Origin of the sequence: Tenacibaculum sp. L6 (assembly GCF_028823685.1) — a bacterium.
Lineage (GTDB): Bacteria > Bacteroidota > Bacteroidia > Flavobacteriales > Flavobacteriaceae > Polaribacter.
In genome coordinates, this window is sequence record NZ_JAPEHZ010000006.1 from 52,522 (window position 1) to 67,994 (window position 15,473).

A 15,473-nucleotide genomic window follows, 5' to 3' on the forward strand; every position below is an offset into this window, starting at 1 on the left:
ATACCTTATTCGAAGGCATCACCTTCTACATGATAAACAAACGTCTGTGGTGCATTAAATCAAACACCTTCTCTCCTACGGCTTCTAATACCTCTTCGTTGTCAGCATTCATTAAAGCTTCATCAATTAAGTCCACAACAACTTCCATGTCTGCTTCTTTTAAACCGCGTGTAGTAACTGCAGCAGTACCCACACGAATACCAGAAGTTACGAATGGAGACTCCGTATCAAACGGAACCATGTTTTTGTTTACAGTAATCTCCGCTTTTCCTAATGCTTCTTCAGCAGCTTTTCCTGTAATATTTTTGTTACGTAAATCAATTAACATACAGTGGTTATCTGTACCTCCAGAAATAATTTCATATCCTTTTGCTACAAATGCTTTCGCCATTGCTTGCGCATTTTCTTTTACTTGGATTTGATAATCTAAGAATTCATCTGTTAATGCTTCACCAAAAGCAACCGCTTTAGCAGCAATAACATGCTCTAATGGTCCACCTTGATTTCCTGGGAAAACCGCAGAATTTATCAACGTAGACATTTTCTTTAATTTTCCTGATTTTAATTTTTCTCCAAATGGGTTTTCAAAATCCTTTCCAATCATAATCATACCACCACGAGGCCCACGTAACGTCTTGTGAGTTGTTGTAGTAACAATATGACAATGTGGTAAAGGATCAGATAAAATTCCTTTAGCAATTAATCCTGCTGGGTGTGAAATATCAGCCATTAAAATAGCTCCAACGCTATCAGCAATCTCTCTAAATTTCTTAAAATCGATATCACGTGAATACGCTGAAGCTCCTGCAATGATTAATTTAGGTTTATGTTCCTTAGCTTGTTGCTCTAAGTGGTTATAGTCAATATATCCCGTTTCTTTATCAACTCCGTAAAATACTGGGTTGTATAATTTACCAGAAAAGTTTACTGGCGAACCGTGAGTTAAGTGACCTCCGTGAGATAAATCAAATCCTAAAATAGTATCTCCTGGCTTTAAACATGCAGCAAAAACGGCTGTGTTCGCTTGACTTCCAGAGTGAGGTTGTACGTTTACATACTCAGCACCGAAAAGTTCTTTAGCTCTATCAATAGCAATTTGCTCTACGATATCTACTACTTCACATCCACCGTAATAACGTTTTTGTGGATATCCTTCAGCATATTTATTTGTTAAAACCGATCCTTGAGCTTCCATTACTTGGTCGCTTACAAAATTTTCAGAAGCAATCAACTCTAATCCGTTTAGCTGACGCTCTTTTTCTTCTTGAATTAAATCAAATATTTGATGATCTTTTTGCATGTTGTGTGTTGTTACATAAAGAGCCAAAAGTACTAATTTTATTCTTCAATTTTTACAGATTTTACAAGAAGTGTTTCTAAATACACTTTCACATTTTTTTTACTCATCTTTTTGGGGTAAATTGAAAAAAATATGTAGGTTTGATGAAAATATAACAAAAACGATAAATGGAAATAACTGCTAATAATCCGAATAGAAAATCTTGGTTAACTGTGGCTGAAGACTCAGATTTCCCTATTCAAAACATACCTTTTGGGGTTTTTCTAACTAAAGACGATATTATAACTATTGGTACTAGAATTGGTGATTACGCTATTGATTTAGGTGCCTTACACCAATTAGGATACTTTGACGGAATCCCATTAACAGATGACATTTTTTTACAAGATACTTTAAACGATTTTATTGCTGACGGACGTAAAACTTGGCGTTTAGTTCGTAATAGAATTGCAGATATTTTTGATGTAAAAAACAGTAAGCTACGAGATAACGCTGAACACAAAGACAAGATAATCTTTAGAATGGATGAAGTTGAAATGCAACTTCCTGTTTCTGTAGGAGATTATACTGATTTTTACGCAAGTAAAGAACATGCCACTAACGTAGGAAGCCTATTTAGAGATCCTGAAAACGCATTATTACCAAACTGGTTACAAATTCCTATTGGTTACCACGGAAGAAGTTCTTCAATCGTACCATCAGGAACTCCAATTCGTCGTCCTGTAGGACAACAACGCCCTAACGAAGGAGAAACTACGCCTAACTTTGGACCTTCAAAATTATTAGATTTTGAATTAGAGATGGCCTTTATTACAACAGTAGCAAACGATTTAGGTGACAGAATTCCTATTGAAGAAGCAGAGGAATATATCTTTGGATTGGTATTATTTAATGACTGGTCTGCTCGTGATATTCAAGCTTGGGAATATGTTCCTTTAGGGCCTTTCTTAGGAAAAAACTTTGCATCAACAATTTCTCCTTGGATAGTTACTTTAGATGCTTTAGAGCCTTTTAGAGTAGACAATCCTAAACAAGTATTTGAACCATTACCTTACTTAAAAAAGGAAGGAAAAGACAGTTACGATATTAATTTACAAATGGCTATTCAACCAGAAGGAAAAGAAGAGACTGTTGTTTGTAACTCTAATTTCAAGTACATGTATTGGACAATGGTACAACAATTGGCACATCACACGGTAAACGGATGTCCTGTAAATGCTGGAGATATGATGGGTAGTGGTACTATTTCTGGTCCAACACAAGATAGTTTTGGTTCTATGTTAGAATTAACTTGGAGAGGTCAAAACCCTATTAAAATGAATGATGGTAGCGAGCGTAAATTCATCAATGATAATGACACTGTGATTATGCGTGGATATTGTAAAAATGATAAAGTTCGTATAGGTTTTGGTGAATGTTCTGGTAAAGTTTTACCTGCAAAATAACCAGCCAAAAAGTATAGAAAGCAAAAAATCCGATTCTTTTTAAAGAGTCGGATTTTTTTGTTTGATTCTTGGATTATTAGAAAGTTTAATTTTTCACTTTTAGTTTTTCACTTTCTAACATCCCTACTCCTCTTCTGGTGGTGGATGACCATGGATTTGCTCGTATACCTCGTCAAAATTGCCACGTAAATACGTGTTTAATTTTTTACGATAATCATCTTGTAACCAATCAATAAAGTTATGAGTACTTTTAGAAATACATTTTGAATATCTGTAAATTCTATCATCAATGTCTCCACCTAACATTTTAGCTAGTATCAAAGCATCAAAAACATCTTCACTGTTTTCAACACACATTTTAGCATGATGTTCAATAGATTTTTCTAACACTCTTTTAGAAGATTCACCTCCTTGTATCGTATCTCTATATACTTTTTTAACATCAAAGTATAAATCTTCAGAATTAGCAAATTCTGCTTTTACTTCTGCTGGTAATTCATATCTAAAATCACTTTCTATCTCTTCATCAGATAATAAATTATCTAAGTAGAAGTTAGGCGCTCTAAACATTTTTTGCCAATCTAAATCTGCTCCCCAAGGACCGAAACGGTGGAAGTTATTTCCTAAATCAATCACATTAAAATCAGATTTACCAGGTAATACACGCGAACCACGACCAATCATCTGATAATAAAGTGTTAACGATTTTGTAGCTCTGTTTAAAATGATTGACTTAACTGATGGCTCATCAAACCCTGTTGTTAAAATACTTACTGAAGTAATTATCGCATTTGGTGTTTTATGGAACCATTTTAATATTAAATCACGTTCTTTTTTAGTATTTGTATTATCTAAATGCGCAATAGGATATCCTGCTCTTTTAAACGTATCAAATACGTGTAAAGAAGTATTAATACCATTGTTAAAAATCAACGTTTTAGTTCCTTTAGCACGTTCTTCATAAGCTTGTAATAACTTAGAAAGCATGTCGGTGTTGGTATATAAATCTTCAGATGATTTTACGGTATAATCTCCATTTGCTCCTACTTCTAAAGAGGTTAATCCAACGTTGTAAGAAAAAACATTTGCTTTTGCTAAGTATTCATTTTCTATTAAAGAACCTATACTCTCCCCAACAATCAACTCATCATAATTATCTTTCATAGGAAGTTTAATATTAGAACTCAAAGGAGTCGCAGTTACCCCTAAAATGAAAGACTTTTCAAAAAACTTGAATAATTTAGTAAATGAATTGTAGTGCGCCTCATCAATAATTACCAATCCAACATCAGAAATATCTAACATATCGTCGTTTAAACGATTGTTTAATGTTTCTACCATTGCTACGAAGCAATCGTATTTATCTTGATCTTCTAAGCTTGCTTTACTATCTATAATTTTATTCTCAACACCAAATTCAGTAAGCACTTTTGCAGTTTGCTTACATAACTCAATTCGGTGCGTCATTATCAATACTTTCTTTTGATGATGCTTTAAATATTGACGTGTAATTTCAGAGAAAATAACTGTCTTACCACCTCCAGTAGGAAGTTGATATAACAAGTGGTAATTCTCTGGAGCATCTTCAAAACTTTTAAAAATTTTGTTTAATGCTTCTTTTTGATAATCGTATAAATTTTTTCCTTTCTTTGGTTGTGAAGTTGCTGTTTCGTTACTCAAATCTCTATAATTTTGAAATATGCAAAAATACGAGGTATTTAAGGAAATCCCACTAAAATCAGGAGTTTTTTTAGATTTTTTTCAAATCTACTTTTGAAATATCATAATGAGAAGCATGTTCTATTACCGCTCCTTTTTTAATTATCAATAATTGAGGAGATTGATGTATTACTTGAAATTGAGCCGAAATTTCATTCGAAATATCTCTATAACTCAACAAGTCTAAATAATACACTTTTAAATCTTTCAATTCTTCATCAAAACTATTTTCAAAACGTTTAATAACCATGCTACTAATACCACATCGAGTTGAATGCTTAAAAATAGCTACAGGTTCATTTTCTGATTGATTTTTAATAGCTTCTAACTGTTCAATAGTCGTTAACGGAATCCATTTTATAAACGATTCCTTACCAGATTTATCTGCATTCTTATTTCCAAAAAAACTATCCAACATTCCCATATATTTCTTAATTTAATATCAACTTAACTATCACTACTTTGCATCAGTCAAAAAGTCAGTTTAAACACACTTTTTAAAGACAAAATGTCGTTTTTAACGTTAAAAATAGACTTGGTATTAATTTTGACTTTTACAGTGAAAAAATAAAACGATTATGAATTTTAACAATTATACAATAAAATCACAAGAAACCATACAGCAAGCGCAACAATTAGCGCAAAGCTATGGTAACAACCTTATAGAAAACGAACACATTTTTAAAGCTCTATTTTTAGTCGATGAAAATGTGCTTCCTTTCATTTTAAAGAAACTTAACATTAATATTGATGTTATACAGCAAATTTTAGACAAACAACTAGAAAGTTTTTCTAAAGTTACTGGAGCAGATTTAATGCTTTCTCGTGAAGCAAATAAAACATTGAACGAAGCTGCTATTATCGCAAAAAAAATGAACGATGAGTACGTTTCAATTGAGCATTTAATCTTAGCTATTTTCAAATCGAAAAGTCAAATAGCTCAGGTATTAAAAGATCAAGGTGTTACTGAAAAGAGTTTAACAGCTGCTATTGAAGAATTACGTAAAGGCAATCGTGTTACTTCACAAAGTGCAGAAGAAACCTACAATTCGTTAAATAAATATGCTAAAAACTTAAACCAGTTAGCACAAGACGGGAAATTAGACCCTGTTATTGGTCGTGATGAAGAAATTAGACGTCTTTTACAGATTTTATCACGTAGAACTAAGAACAATCCTATTTTAGTAGGTGAACCAGGTACTGGTAAAACGGCTATTGCGGAAGGATTAGCACATCGTATCATCCGTGGTGATGTTCCTGAAAACCTAAAGGATAAACAAATTTTTTCTTTAGACATGGGAGCTTTAATCGCTGGTGCGAAATATAAAGGTGAATTTGAAGAGCGTTTAAAGTCGGTAGTAAAAGAAGTTTCGAAATCTGAAGGAAACATTGTTCTTTTCATTGACGAAATCCACACTTTAGTAGGTGCTGGTGGTGGTCAAGGTGCCATGGATGCTGCAAACATTTTAAAACCAGCCTTAGCACGTGGAGAATTGAGAGCAATTGGGGCTACTACTCTAGACGAGTATCAAAAGTATTTTGAAAAAGATAAAGCGTTAGAGCGTCGTTTTCAAAAAGTAATGGTAGATGAACCAGATACTGAAAGTGCTATTTCTATTTTACGAGGTATTAAAGATAAATATGAAGCACACCACAAGGTTCGTATTAAAGATGAAGCTATTATTGGTGCGGTAGAATTATCACAACGTTATATCACCAATCGCTTTTTACCAGATAAGGCGATAGATTTAATGGATGAAGCTGCATCTAAATTACGTATGGAAATCAATTCTAAACCAGAAGAATTGGATGTGTTAGATCGTAAAATAATGCAGTTAGAGATTGAAATTGAAGCGATTAAACGTGAAAACGACGAACCTAAACTAAAGTCCTTAAATGCTGATTTAGCCAATTTAAAAGAAGAGCGTAACGAAATCAATGCGAAATGGCAATCAGAAAAAAGTGTGGTTGATACTATTCAGAGCTTAAAAACTGATATTGAAAACTATAAATTAGAAGCTGAAAAAGCAGAACGTAATGGTGATTACGGAAAAGTAGCTGAATTACGTTACGGTAAAATTAAAGAAGCGCAAGAACAACTTGATGAGCAACAAAAAATATTAGCTAGTCAACAAGAAAACTCTCTAATCAAAGAGGAAGTTACCTATGACGATATCGCTGAAGTAGTTGCTAAATGGACAGGAGTACCTGTAACTAAAATGTTACAATCTGAACGTGAAAAATTACTGAAGCTAGAAGATGAACTTCACAGACGTGTAGTAGGTCAAGAAGAAGCAATAGAAGCTGTTTCTGATGCAGTTCGTCGTTCAAGATCTGGGTTACAAAATCCGAATAAACCTATTGGGTCATTCTTATTCTTAGGAACAACAGGAGTTGGTAAAACAGAGCTAGCAAAGGCATTAGCAGAATATTTATTCGATGATGAAAATGCCATGACTCGTATTGATATGAGTGAATACCAAGAACGTCATTCGGTAAGTAGATTAGTTGGAGCACCTCCTGGATATGTAGGATATGATGAAGGCGGACAATTAACAGAAGCAGTACGAAGAAAACCTTATTCTGTTGTGTTGTTAGACGAGATTGAAAAAGCGCATCCTGATACTTTTAATATTTTATTACAAGTATTAGATGAAGGTAGATTAACCGATAATAAAGGTCGTGTTGCAGATTTTAAAAACACCATCATTATTATGACCTCAAACATGGGAAGTCATATTATTCAAGAGAAATTTGAGAATATGAAAGGCGACATTCATACAACTATGGATTTAGCTAAAACAGAAGTTTTAGGATTATTAAAACAATCTGTGAGACCTGAATTTTTAAATAGAATTGATGATATTATCATGTTTACTCCGCTTTCAGAAGAAAACATTAAAGAAATTGTAAAACTACAATTAAACAGTGTTAAAAAGATGATAGCGAAACAAAACATTACTTTTGATGCTACATATCAAGCTATTGACTACTTAGCACAAAAAGGATATCAACCCGAGTTTGGTGCACGTCCGGTAAAACGTGTAATTCAAAAAGAGGTTTTAAATCAATTGTCTAAAGAAATTTTATCAGGAAAAGTTTCTACTGATAGTATTATTTTATTAGATGCCTTTGATGATCAGTTGGTTTTTAGAAATCAATCTGATTTGGTTGGAAACGAAGAATAAGAAAAGGGAGTTTTAAAACTCCCTTTTCTTTTTTATATATAAATCTTATTCCACAGTTATATTGTCTAAAACAATTTCAGAAAGCTTCTTTAATTTACCTTCTTCGTATAACTTATCTATGTTATAAAAATCCATTTCTTTATCTAAAGGCTTATAATTGTTATAATCTGCAAAGCGAATTCCGTCAACCAACTTTTCTTCTTTTACATCTCTAAAACGAACCCCTCCTCCATTTGTATGATATTTATAAGCTAAATAATCTAATTGAAAGTTCTCTTTAGAAAACCAGTAAATAAATACATCATCAAAATCTTCTCCTCCGCCTTCTTCAGTAAAAGTAACTCTAACTTTATAATACTCTTTTCCCTTAATAGTTACAGGATCTAATAACTTTTTTTGAACAGCTTTATCGTTCAATCCAAATGGTAACACAGAAAAGTAATGAACAGAATTTACCGAATTACTGTACTTATTTTTATCTTCTTCTGAAAGATTAACTAAACTATCATTAACAAAACGTTTAAATCCGTCATTAAACAATATGTCTTTTATAGTTGCTGTATCGTTTTGTACAACTCTTGTTAATTCAAAAGCTCCGTTGTTTCGTATAGCTTTGTAGTTGTTATTTCTAAAAGCAAAAGAAATAGTTGCTTCTGCTATGTTATTGGACTTAGAATACGCTAACGATTGATCTATTATTTCTTGCGCAGTAAATTTTGGCTTGCACGAAACTAATAATATTAATAGTGAAATATATAAGTACTTCATAAAATCTTAGTTCTTTAAAAAATTGTCTTGCGCGCAAATTTATAGGAATTCAATCACATTCACTTTAAAATTCTGTTAATAACAAAAAAAGAGCTGCAAAATTGCAGCTCTTAACATGCTCGCTTTCAAATTGGTTTAGAATCTTACTCCTATACCAAAGCCTATTAATAATGGATTGATATCTACTTCTGCAGGAACAGTTGCAATACCAGCATCAACAGTTACATCAGTACTTAACCCGATATACTTAGCATCTACGTTTAAAAACCAAGTATCGTCTAAATCATAGTCAAAACCTAATTGTAACGCATATCCGAATCCGTTTTTATAATCTACATCTACTACAGCACCAGGATCAGCATTGTAAAAAATAGTATAATTTACACCTGCACCAATATAAGGTTTAAAATCGCTAATATTAAAGTGATATTGTAACGTTAATGTTGGAGGTAATAACCATACATCACCCAAATTAACATCTCCTAAAGCGGTTCCTACTGCTTTTACATCGTGATTTGTAGTTCCTAAAATTAACTCCGCTGCTATATTTTCAGTAAAGTAGTACGTAAAATCTAGCTCAGGAATAAAACTTTTACTAATCTCAACATCTCCTCCAATAGTTCCTATGGTAGCTGATTCATTTGGCATTACACTAGCCCATCTAAAACGAGCTTGCCATCTTTTAAAATCATCTGCTTTTGTAGTTTCTTGTGCAGCTGCATTGCTAAAAAATAAAATTCCAAATACAGCACTTAATATAATTTTTTTCATGATTATAAGTTTAAATTTTAAGCAAAATTACCCTTGCAATCCCCTTTAAAACATGACTTAAATCATAGCTTAATAATTTTATTTAACAACTTAAAATTATAGTTATATTTGTGTTTCCTTATGCAAAAAAACATTAACATACAGAATAAAAAAGCTCGTTTTGAATACGAGATACTTGACAAGTACACAGCAGGAATACAACTTACTGGTACTGAGATAAAATCGATACGACAAAGTAAAGCTAGAATTACTGAAAGTTTTTGTGAGTTCAATGACAAAGGAGAACTTTTTGTGGTTAACATGTATATTGAAGAATATGCTTTTGGACATCATTACAACCACAAACCAAAAAGCGAACGTCGTTTATTATTAAACAAACGTGAACTAAAAAAGCTTGAAAAAGAAGTAGAATCAAAAGGTAACACCATTGTTCCTTTACGTTTATTTATAAATGAAAATGGATGGGCTAAGTTAGAAATAGCGCTTGCCAAAGGAAAGAAAACTCACGACAAGAGAAATACTATTAAAGACCGTGATAATAAACGTGATTTAGCCAGAATAAAAAAGGCGTTTTAATTAATGAAAAATTGTTTCTTAAATAATATTCAATGGAAGAAGATTGTCTACTTCACTTTCATGTTATTTTTATTTAAGTTTTGTTTTTTACATGGTTATGGTTTTAAAACAACACTTTCTTTTTTTGATTTAGGGCTTTTATCAATAGCAAGTGTTTTTTTATTAGCCTCTGGATATTTAAAAAGTTTTGCTTACAGAAATCAACATAAAAAAATAAAAATTGATTTAGAAAAGACAAAAAAATGTTCTTTTTGGTTTGCTATAATCGGTGTTTTAGTTGGAGTTCTTCTATCATTTAAAATACAAAAACCATGGTACGGAATCTTATTTGTTGTTTGTCCAATCATTTCACATTTTTATATAAAAAACAACATTAAAAAGACCTTTATTAGTAATATAGTTACTGCTTTTCTTAAACCTTTTGCTTTGTTAACTTTATTGTGGTTTGACCTCCCTGTCGATTTAACTCAAGAACAATGGACTTTATTTTTTAATCTTCAACTAATTACAATAGCTTACATAATAATGTCTTTCTTAAGTAATATTGTTTTTGAAATGATTATTGATTTAATTAATGTAAATGAAGATAATCTTAACAAACAAAACACGCTCCCTATTTTGTTAGGTAGAAAAAGAGCTAAAAATGTGATTTTATTCCTTACTATTATTGGTTTACTTTTTATTTTTTCTATCGCAGTAGTTTTCTCTAAAAACCAATTTATCTTTACAACTTTAATGCTATTAGGAGTTCTTCCTTATTTATATTTCATTTACTACTTAATGAAAGCTTCTGAAACAAAACATTACAAGTACCTTATTAAAATTAGTTACTTTAATTTTATACTGGCGCTTATAAGCATTCCTACAATAGCTTATTATTTAAAATATGTTATCAACTAAATTATCAAAGTACAATGTAATTTTAGCTTCTAACTCACCTAGAAGACAAGAATTAATCAAAAGCTTAGACATTCCTTTTTCAATAAAAACTAAGGAAGTAAAAGAAATATATCCTATAGAACTACAACACAGCCAAATAACAGATTACTTAGCTGCTTTAAAAGCATCTCCTTTTACAACTGATTTAAAAGAGAATGACCTGTTAATTACTTCAGATACTATTGTTTGGTTAAATAACAAAGCCTTAGGTAAACCTAAAGATTATAACGAAGCGTTTAGCATGTTAAAAGAGTTATCTAATACGACTCATGAAGTAATTACTTCAATATGTCTTACAAGTAAGAATTTTCAAAAAACAATCAATGACATTACTATTGTTACATTTAAAGAATTACTTGATGAAGAAATTGATTACTATATAACTAACTACAAACCCTTTGACAAAGCTGGCGCTTATGGAATTCAAGAATGGATTGGTAAAATAGGAATTACAAAGATGGAAGGAAGCTATTTTAACGTTATGGGATTTCCAGTTCATAAACTTTACAAAGAATTATCAAAATTATAAGGCTAGCTTTTTATAAAAGATTATTTTTGACACGTATTTACACAACACAAACTGATGAAAAAATATACTTATACTGAAAAAAAAGATACCCGCTCTGGGTTTGGTGATGGTTTAACCGAATTAGGAAAAACAAATCCTAATGTTGTTGCCCTTTGTGCTGATTTAACTGGCTCTTTAAAAATGAATGAGTTTGCTAAAAATCACCCAGAACGTTTCTTTCAAGTTGGAATTGCTGAAGCAAACATGATGGGAATTGCAGCAGGATTAACTATTGGTGGAAAAATTCCTTTTACAGGTACATTTGCTAACTTTTCTACAGGTCGTGTATACGATCAAATTCGTCAATCAATCGCGTATTCTGATAAAAATGTAAAAATTTGTGCTTCTCACGCAGGATTAACTTTAGGTGAAGATGGAGCTACGCACCAAATTTTAGAAGACATCGGGTTAATGAAAATGTTACCTGGTATGACCGTTATCAATACTTGTGATTATAGCCAAACCAAAGCAGCTACATTAGCTATTGCAGAACATGAAGGACCAGTATATTTACGTTTTGGAAGACCTAGTGTTCCTGTTTTTATGACAGATCAACCTTTTGAAATTGGTAAAGCAATTCAACTTACAGAAGGTACAGATGTAACCATTGTTGCAACAGGACATTTAGTTTGGGAAGCGTTGCAAGCTGCCGAGCAATTAGAAGAAAAAGGAATTTCAGCAGAGGTAATCAATATTCACACTATTAAACCTTTAGATGAGGAAGCTATTTTAAAATCAGTAGCTAAAACTGGATGTATAGTTACCGCTGAAGAACATAATAAATATGGAGGTTTAGGTGAAAGTGTTGCACGTTGTTTAGCCACTAACAACCCTACTCCTCAAGAATTTGTAGCTGTAAATGATAGCTTCGGAGAATCTGCAACTCCTGCAGAGTTAATGAAGAAATACGGATTAAATGATGAAGCCATCGTAAAAGCTGTAGAGAAAGTAATTTCAAGAAAATAAACTCTATATTATAAACAATAAATACATCACTTTTTAGGTTTAAAGTGATGTATTTTTTTTATAAAAAAGTAATATAACCCCCAATTATTAATAAATAAACCCTAAACAAATGAAAAAAGCAGTTTTAATGATTTTCCTTTTTATCGGAGGAGCTCAATTAGCACAAAGTCAAATCCAAGGAGGTATCAAAGGAGGTATTAACTATAACTCAAATTCTTTTACTGATGTAAAAAACGATGTAGTTTTTGATAATGCTAAAAGTAAAACAGGTTTCCACGCTGGTGCTTGGTTGCGTATAAACTTACCTGTTACCAATTTATACTTAAGACCAGAATTAGTATATACTCAATTAAGCAATGAGGTATCTTATAAATATAATATTGCCGATGAACCAAAAGCTACCACCTATGATTTCCAAAAAATTGATATTCCTGTTTTAGTCGGAATGAAATTCTTAAAAGTAGCGCATGTTTTTGGAGGACCTTCTTTTCAATATATTTTAGATTCTGATTTTAATATTGAAGACCTTAAACAAGTAGATTCTGACGGTTTCTCAGTTGGAGTACAATTTGGAGCAGGTATCGAACTTGGTAAATTAGGATTAGACGTTCGTTGGGAAAGAGCTTTGTCTGATACTGAAGCTAAATTCATCGATTCGAACATTAACGATGTTAATTTTGACACTCGCGTAAATCAAATCATTGTAGGATTATCTTATAGATTCTAAAAAATCATTATCAATTAAACATAAAAAAACCGAAGTTAAAAACTTCGTGGTTTTTTTATGTTTTAATATTTAACTCTAATGTCTCTATTTAAATAATCGGGTACATTTGGCTTGTTCGGATCGTTAAAATCATTTCTTGGATCACCATCTCCATTTTTATCTTCATCTTTTGTTAAAACACCATCTCCATCATCGTCTATATCTAAATAGTTAGGAACATTATTCTTGTCAGTATCATCATTCCAAGGCTTACCGTCTTCATCTACATCTTCAAAAATTGAAGGAACACCATCTTGATCATGGTCTGTATTTTCTACTATATCATGTAAACTAACAAAATATAATAAAGTTTTATTAGGTAAGTTTCCTGAATTCCTATAGCTTAAACCTGAAGGTAGTAAGAAAAAGCCTTTACCTGTTCCATTATAAGTTATAGGTCCATTATATGGGCTACCATCGTCTTCTTTTTTTAATTCACCTCCTTTAAAGTGAGTAAAAGCATGCAACCAACCTCTAACAGCTATTTGACTAGCGTTAAACCAAGTTGGAGTATTCAAATCTTGTACTTTTGTTAGCTTATCCGAAGCATCTAAAGAACTTAATCTATAAGTTGTAAGCACTGAATCTACAACAGTAGGATACCCTTTTTCCGAAACTCCTTCCTCCTTTACAAAATAATAATAGGTGTAATCAATATCATATTCATTAACTACCCTACTTTTCAACCTAACATCATCCATCAATGCTGTTTCACCATCAATCAAAGGCTTTATTGAATCTACAGCATCTTTATAGTAATGAGTTTTTAAGAATTTAACAATAGAATCCTGATCTTTAATCGCTTGCGCTTCATGGTCAAAATTTTCTATTCTTGGATTACTATCAGTTCCGCATGCATACAAAAGAGTACCTACAGCAACCGTATATAATAAATGTTTAAATTTTATCATTTAATTTTGAAATTTTAACGCGCAATTTACCATTTTTATACCTTTGTAAAAAACGAAAGAACAAAAATTAACTTTTTATATGAGAATTGACAAATATTTGTGGTGTATTCGCTTGTTTAAAACCCGTAGTATTGCCACAGATGCTTGTAAAAAAGGGCATGTGAAGCTTGATGGAACCAACTTAAAACCTTCTAAAGAAGTTTTTGGAAATGAAGAAATTACCATCAGAAAAAATCAAATTAATTATAAAATAAAAATCTTAGACCTCCCTCCTAATCGTGTGAGCGCTAAACTTGTTGATTTATATCGAAAAGATTTAACCCCGAAAGAAGAGTTTGAAAAAACCGAATTATTAAAGTACTCTAAAGACTATTATCGTAAAAAAGGAACAGGACGACCTACCAAAAAAGATCGTCGTGATATTGACGATTATTACGAAGATTCTAAAGAAAATGATGTTAATTTGTAATTCCTTTGTTTTAAACTAAAAGAAAAATGACCGACACTAACAATATCATCCTAAACAACACACAAATAGAGCAAAAAATTCGTAGAATGGCTTTTCAAATCTACGAAAGTAATAGTGAAGAAAAAGAAATCATTATTGCAGGTATTGCTGATAACGGTTTTTTTCTTGCTGAAAAAATTGCGGATGCAGTAAATAAAATCTCACCTTTAAAAGTTACCCTTTGTAAAGTTTTTATCGATAAGAAAAAACCTACAACTCCAATTACTACTTCAATAACTAGTGACGAGTACAAAAACAAAGCGTTAGTATTGGTTGATGATGTTTTAAACTCAGGTACTACTTTGATTTACGGCGTTAAACACTTTTTAGAGGTTCCTTTAAAAAGATTTAAAACTGCCGTGTTAGTCAATAGAAATCACAAAAAATATCCAGTAAAAGCAGATTTTAAAGGTATTTCTTTATCTACCTCTATTAAAGAACATGTTGTTGTTGAATTTAAAGCGAATGAAACTATTGCTTATTTAACTTAGTATAACTTGGAGATCCTCCACTGTTTCATTCACATCTTTATTATCAACTACTAGTTTATGAGTAGCTTGATTGTAATAATAACTACGTTCAAACAAGTGTTTAGCTATAAACTCTGCCAACTCCTCTTCATTTAAACGAGCTACTAAAGGGCGTTGGCTTTTTTCATTTACCAATCTTTCCTTGATTGTTTGTATAGATGTTTTTAAATATATAGAAGTCACATCATCATAACTTAATAATACATTCATGTTTCCTGCATAGCATGGTGTACCTCCTCCTAAGGATAAAACAAAGTCTTCTTTTTTATCTAAAAGTTCCTTTAGATAAACATGCTCTTGCTTACGAAAATAGATTTCTCCTTTCTCTTTAAAGACATCAGAAACCGACATTTTTTCTTTTTCTTCAATATATGCGTCTAAATCTATGAAAGAAATCTTCATTTTTTCGGCTAAAATCTTACCAATTGTCGATTTCCCGCTAGCCATATATCCCAATAAAACAATTTTCATAAACTAATAATTAAGCAGTTACAAATATCTATAAAAAATATTACAAA

Annotated in this window: 16 protein-coding genes; 9 read left to right on the top strand and 7 right to left on the bottom strand. The window is 31.6% G+C overall.

The genetic code is table 11. The features are described from left to right. Positions 1 to 25: 25 nt before the first annotated feature. Complete coding sequence (gene glyA / locus OU788_RS02440; RefSeq protein ID WP_274633690.1) at positions 26 to 1,300, bottom strand: serine hydroxymethyltransferase; 1,275 nt, start codon at positions 1,298 to 1,300, stop codon at positions 26 to 28. A gap of 167 nt (positions 1,301 to 1,467) precedes the next feature. Here glyA and fahA point away from each other — a divergent pair, with 167 nt between their 5' ends. Then, positions 1,468 to 2,745 (top strand): fumarylacetoacetase, encoded by a 1,278-nt coding sequence (gene fahA, locus OU788_RS02445; RefSeq protein WP_274633691.1) that lies wholly within the window; start codon positions 1,468 to 1,470, stop codon positions 2,743 to 2,745. A 123-nt stretch (positions 2,746 to 2,868) separates the two neighbouring features. On the opposite strand, the gene OU788_RS02450 is transcribed toward fahA, so the two are convergent. Together OU788_RS02450 and ytxJ are read right to left on the bottom strand one after the other, a co-directional pair. Further along, positions 2,869 to 4,425: a DEAD/DEAH box helicase gene (locus OU788_RS02450; RefSeq protein ID WP_274633692.1), complete on the bottom strand. Its 1,557-nt coding sequence runs from the start codon at positions 4,423 to 4,425 to the stop codon at positions 2,869 to 2,871. Positions 4,426 to 4,495: 70 nt separating this feature from the next. Beyond that, the gene (gene ytxJ, locus OU788_RS02455; protein WP_274633693.1) at positions 4,496 to 4,888 is read right to left on the bottom strand and encodes a bacillithiol system redox-active protein YtxJ; all 393 of its coding nucleotides are present in this window, start codon (positions 4,886 to 4,888) and stop codon (positions 4,496 to 4,498) included. 154 nt (positions 4,889 to 5,042) lie between these two features. On the opposite strand from ytxJ, the gene clpB reads away from it, so the two are divergent. Beyond that, complete coding sequence (clpB, locus tag OU788_RS02460) at positions 5,043 to 7,652, top strand: ATP-dependent chaperone ClpB (protein ID WP_274633694.1); 2,610 nt, start codon at positions 5,043 to 5,045, stop codon at positions 7,650 to 7,652. Between the two features lie 45 nt (positions 7,653 to 7,697). On the opposite strand, the gene OU788_RS02465 is transcribed toward clpB, so the two are convergent. Then, entirely contained in the window at positions 7,698 to 8,420 is a 723-nt protein-coding gene (locus OU788_RS02465) for a DUF6503 family protein (protein ID WP_274633695.1), read from the bottom strand. A gap of 135 nt (positions 8,421 to 8,555) precedes the next feature. Continuing rightward, positions 8,556 to 9,191 (bottom strand): OmpW/AlkL family protein, encoded by a 636-nt coding sequence (locus OU788_RS02470; RefSeq protein WP_274633696.1) that lies wholly within the window; start codon positions 9,189 to 9,191, stop codon positions 8,556 to 8,558. Positions 9,192 to 9,311: 120 nt separating this feature from the next. Between OU788_RS02470 and smpB the strand changes: the two genes are divergently transcribed. The 5 genes from smpB (at position 9,312) to OU788_RS02495 (ending at position 12,967) form a co-directional block, all read left to right on the top strand. Then, positions 9,312 to 9,767, top strand: a complete 456-nt coding sequence (gene smpB, locus OU788_RS02475; RefSeq protein WP_274633697.1) for an SsrA-binding protein SmpB — start codon at positions 9,312 to 9,314, stop codon at positions 9,765 to 9,767. A gap of 3 nt (positions 9,768 to 9,770) precedes the next feature. Continuing rightward, the gene (locus OU788_RS02480; RefSeq protein ID WP_274633698.1) at positions 9,771 to 10,667 is read left to right on the top strand and encodes a hypothetical protein; all 897 of its coding nucleotides are present in this window, start codon (positions 9,771 to 9,773) and stop codon (positions 10,665 to 10,667) included. Beyond that, positions 10,654 to 11,235, top strand: a complete 582-nt coding sequence (locus tag OU788_RS02485) for a Maf-like protein (RefSeq protein WP_274633699.1) — start codon at positions 10,654 to 10,656, stop codon at positions 11,233 to 11,235. Before OU788_RS02480 ends, OU788_RS02485 begins: the two co-directional genes overlap by 14 nt. A 54-nt stretch (positions 11,236 to 11,289) precedes the next feature. After that, entirely contained in the window at positions 11,290 to 12,240 is a 951-nt protein-coding gene (locus OU788_RS02490) for a transketolase family protein (RefSeq protein ID WP_274633700.1), read from the top strand. Between the two features lie 109 nt (positions 12,241 to 12,349). Then, positions 12,350 to 12,967 carry a porin family protein gene (locus OU788_RS02495; RefSeq protein WP_274633701.1) on the top strand — a complete coding sequence of 206 codons (618 nt, stop codon included), beginning with the start codon at positions 12,350 to 12,352 and terminating at the stop codon, positions 12,965 to 12,967. Between the two features lie 62 nt (positions 12,968 to 13,029). On the opposite strand, the gene OU788_RS02500 is transcribed toward OU788_RS02495, so the two are convergent. Then, a complete protein-coding gene (locus OU788_RS02500; protein ID WP_274633702.1) occupies positions 13,030 to 13,917 on the bottom strand; it encodes a peptidylprolyl isomerase in 888 nt (295 codons plus the stop codon). Between the two features lie 79 nt (positions 13,918 to 13,996). Here OU788_RS02500 and OU788_RS02505 point away from each other — a divergent pair, with 79 nt between their 5' ends. Then, on the top strand, positions 13,997 to 14,386 hold the full coding sequence (locus OU788_RS02505) for an RNA-binding S4 domain-containing protein (protein WP_274633703.1): 390 nt from the start codon (positions 13,997 to 13,999) through the stop codon (positions 14,384 to 14,386). A 26-nt stretch (positions 14,387 to 14,412) separates the two neighbouring features. Beyond that, positions 14,413 to 14,916 (top strand): phosphoribosyltransferase family protein, encoded by a 504-nt coding sequence (locus OU788_RS02510; protein WP_274633704.1) that lies wholly within the window; start codon positions 14,413 to 14,415, stop codon positions 14,914 to 14,916. On the opposite strand, the gene OU788_RS02515 is transcribed toward OU788_RS02510, so the two are convergent. Then, positions 14,908 to 15,426 (bottom strand): shikimate kinase, encoded by a 519-nt coding sequence (locus OU788_RS02515; RefSeq protein WP_274633705.1) that lies wholly within the window; start codon positions 15,424 to 15,426, stop codon positions 14,908 to 14,910. The genes OU788_RS02510 and OU788_RS02515 overlap by 9 nt on opposite strands. Positions 15,427 to 15,473 lie beyond the last annotated feature (47 nt).

Excerpts from the sequence above, each read along its gene's own strand:
- glyA (WP_274633690.1), bottom strand. The coding sequence starts at position 1,300 with ATGCAAAAAGATCATCAAATATTTGATTTAATTCAAGAAGAAAAAGAG.
- fahA (WP_274633691.1), top strand. The coding sequence starts at position 1,468 with ATGGAAATAACTGCTAATAATCCGAATAGAAAATCTTGGTTAACTGTG.
- ytxJ (WP_274633693.1), bottom strand. The coding sequence starts at position 4,888 with ATGGGAATGTTGGATAGTTTTTTTGGAAATAAGAATGCAGATAAATCT.
- clpB (WP_274633694.1), top strand. The coding sequence starts at position 5,043 with ATGAATTTTAACAATTATACAATAAAATCACAAGAAACCATACAGCAA.
- OU788_RS02465 (WP_274633695.1), bottom strand. The coding sequence starts at position 8,420 with ATGAAGTACTTATATATTTCACTATTAATATTATTAGTTTCGTGCAAG.
- OU788_RS02470 (WP_274633696.1), bottom strand. The coding sequence starts at position 9,191 with ATGAAAAAAATTATATTAAGTGCTGTATTTGGAATTTTATTTTTTAGC.
- smpB (WP_274633697.1), top strand. The coding sequence starts at position 9,312 with ATGCAAAAAAACATTAACATACAGAATAAAAAAGCTCGTTTTGAATAC.
- OU788_RS02480 (WP_274633698.1), top strand. The coding sequence starts at position 9,771 with ATGAAAAATTGTTTCTTAAATAATATTCAATGGAAGAAGATTGTCTAC.
- OU788_RS02485 (WP_274633699.1), top strand. The coding sequence starts at position 10,654 with ATGTTATCAACTAAATTATCAAAGTACAATGTAATTTTAGCTTCTAAC.
- OU788_RS02490 (WP_274633700.1), top strand. The coding sequence starts at position 11,290 with ATGAAAAAATATACTTATACTGAAAAAAAAGATACCCGCTCTGGGTTT.
- OU788_RS02495 (WP_274633701.1), top strand. The coding sequence starts at position 12,350 with ATGAAAAAAGCAGTTTTAATGATTTTCCTTTTTATCGGAGGAGCTCAA.
- OU788_RS02500 (WP_274633702.1), bottom strand. The coding sequence starts at position 13,917 with ATGATAAAATTTAAACATTTATTATATACGGTTGCTGTAGGTACTCTT.
- OU788_RS02505 (WP_274633703.1), top strand. The coding sequence starts at position 13,997 with ATGAGAATTGACAAATATTTGTGGTGTATTCGCTTGTTTAAAACCCGT.
- OU788_RS02510 (WP_274633704.1), top strand. The coding sequence starts at position 14,413 with ATGACCGACACTAACAATATCATCCTAAACAACACACAAATAGAGCAA.
- OU788_RS02515 (WP_274633705.1), bottom strand. The coding sequence starts at position 15,426 with ATGAAAATTGTTTTATTGGGATATATGGCTAGCGGGAAATCGACAATT.